The sequence below is a fragment of the Allorhizocola rhizosphaerae genome (assembly GCF_003426775.1).
Classification (GTDB): Bacteria; Actinomycetota; Actinomycetes; order Mycobacteriales; family Micromonosporaceae; genus Allorhizocola; species Allorhizocola rhizosphaerae.
This window is the reverse complement of the sequence record NZ_QJUG01000445.1, coordinates 1-2,249: the sequence shown is the minus strand read 5'-3', so window position 1 is coordinate 2,249 and position 2,249 is coordinate 1. Positions and strand designations below refer to the sequence as shown.

Below are 2,249 nucleotides of genomic sequence, written 5' to 3'. Positions count from 1 at the left end.
GAGGGGGTGAGGGTGGCCGGGGGAGTTGAGGGCAGCGGCGACGGGCTGGGCGATTTTCCGGTACCGACGTCAATCCGGCCGTAATCGGCGGTGCCGGCGAGTTTCGTCGCGGGCAGGGCCAGCTCCTGATGCGCCCGGTCCATGACGCGTTTCCACATCGCCCGCGGGAACAGCGAACCCATGGCGCCGCCCTGGACCGTGGTCAGCGGCGTGGCGTTCACGTCCTTGCTGCCCACCCAGATGGTCGTCACGAGCTGCTCCGTGTAGCCGGTGAACCAGGTGTGTGCCGTTGTCCCCTTTTTATTCGGGTTTTCCCAAGTACCGGTCTTGCCCGCGGATTCGCGTCCGTCCCCCGCGACCGCGGCGTCGCCGGGGATCTGCTTGAGCACCGACGTCACCTCGTCGACCACGACCGAGTCGATCGCCTTCACGCCGTGCACCCGCTCGTCGCCGATCGACAGGTGCTCCCAGCGGCCGGTCTTGCGGTTCTTGCGCTCGACCTTCAGCACGAAGTGCGGCGCGTGGTAGATGCCGTGGTTGGCGAGCGTGGCCGTGCCGCTGGCGTGGTCGAGCACGGTGATCGGGTACTGCCCGATGGCGACGTGGTGGTCGAAGGCCTCACGCCCGGGGATGCCCTGCGCCAGGTCGTATCGCTTCAGTTCCGTGGTGTACAGCGACTTGATGCCCGCCTTGTGCGCCATCTCGATCACCTTCTGCGGGGTGATCTTCCGGGACACGTCGAAGAACGGCACATTGAACGACCTGATGGTCATCTCCTCCAGCGTGCAGAACTCGTCGCAGGTCGGGTCCGACTCGCGGCTCGCGTTGGTCAGGTCGTACCCGTCGGTCGCCTGCTTCAGCTCACGCGAGCTCCAATAGGATTTGACCTTGTAGCCCGCGTTGACCGCGGCCGCCAGCGTGTAGATCTTGAACGTGGACGCGGCCGGGTGCGGCTGGTCGGTGCCGGCCCAGTCGGTCTCCGTGCCGTTGTTGGTGCCACCGTAGTAGGCGAGCACGCGCCCGGTCGCCGGGTCGATCACCACGCCCGCGCCGATGATGTTGTCCCGCTGCTTGCTCATGGTCGAGTTGGGCTCGGTCCGGTCGAGCTCGCTCTCCAGGGCGCGCTGCACGCGCGGGTCGATCGACGTGGTGATCCGCAGGCCCGCGTTCTTCCAGTTGCCGAGCTTGTTTTCGTTGAGGTACGCGACAACGCCCCGCTCGGCGAGCTCGCGCGCCACGTAATTGATGACATAACCGGTACCGGAATTGGTATATCCAAAGGATCCAGGGCTCTTCGCCGGATCGTACTTGCGGACCTCCGGATAGGACATCCCGGCGCGCTCGGCCGTGGACAGCCAGCCGTTCTCGATCATGTTGCCCAGCACGTAATGCCAGCGGGCCTTGGCCGCGTCGAGGTCGTGGTGCGGGTCGTAACCCTTGGCGGAACCGCCTTCCGGCTCCGGCTGCTTGAGCACCGCGCCGAGCACGGCCGCCTGCTCGACCTTCAGCTCGCCGATCCTGTCCGCCGGAATGCCGAAGTATGCCTCGGCGGCCGCAGCGATGCCGTACGCGCCGCGTCCGAAGTAGACGGTGTTGAGGTAGAAGCCGAGGATCTCTTCCTTGCTGTACGTGTCCTCCAGTTTGCGCGCCATGATGGCCTCGCGCACCTTGCGGCCATAGGAGATCTCCAGGTCGTTGGCCGCCTGCCGCGCATACTGCTGGGTGATCGTCGAGGCGCCCTGCAGCGAACCGCCCGTGAGGTTGTTCCACGCGGCCCGCGCGATCCCCCACAGGTCGATGCCGTGGTGCTCGTAGAAGTGCTTGTCCTCGCCCGCGATGAGCGCGTCGCGGACCTTCTTGTCCAGCCGGCCCATCGCGACCTCGGTGCGGTTCTGCGTGCCCAGCTTGGCCAGCTGGGTCTGGTCGTCGCGCGCGAACACCTCGGTGCTGTTGATGAGCGTCAGCTCGCTGGGCCGCGGCACGGTGTCGTAGAAGTAGCTGCCGCCGATGAAGCCGAAGCCCAGCAGCAGCGCGAACACCGCCATGGCCACACCGAGCCACCTCCTGCGTCGGCGGGTCTTGCGCTTTGCCTCCCGCTGCTGCGGTTGCCCCGCTGTGTTCCTCCCGCCCCCCGGCCCTGCGGGCCCGCCTCCCTTCACCGGTGGCGCGGCGGGTCGCGGCACGCTGGCCACGCCGCGCGCGGGCGGGGACACCGGCGCGGCGGATCCCTTGGGCCGCGGGATCCGCAG

Annotated in this window: 1 protein-coding gene; it reads right to left on the bottom strand. The window is 67.7% G+C overall.

The window, feature by feature from the left end:
• A partial coding sequence (locus DM816_RS41585) for a transglycosylase domain-containing protein (RefSeq protein WP_162908422.1) occupies window positions 1–2,045 on the bottom strand: 2,045 nt, incomplete at its 3' end.
• Between the last annotated feature and the right edge of the window lie 204 nt (window positions 2,046–2,249).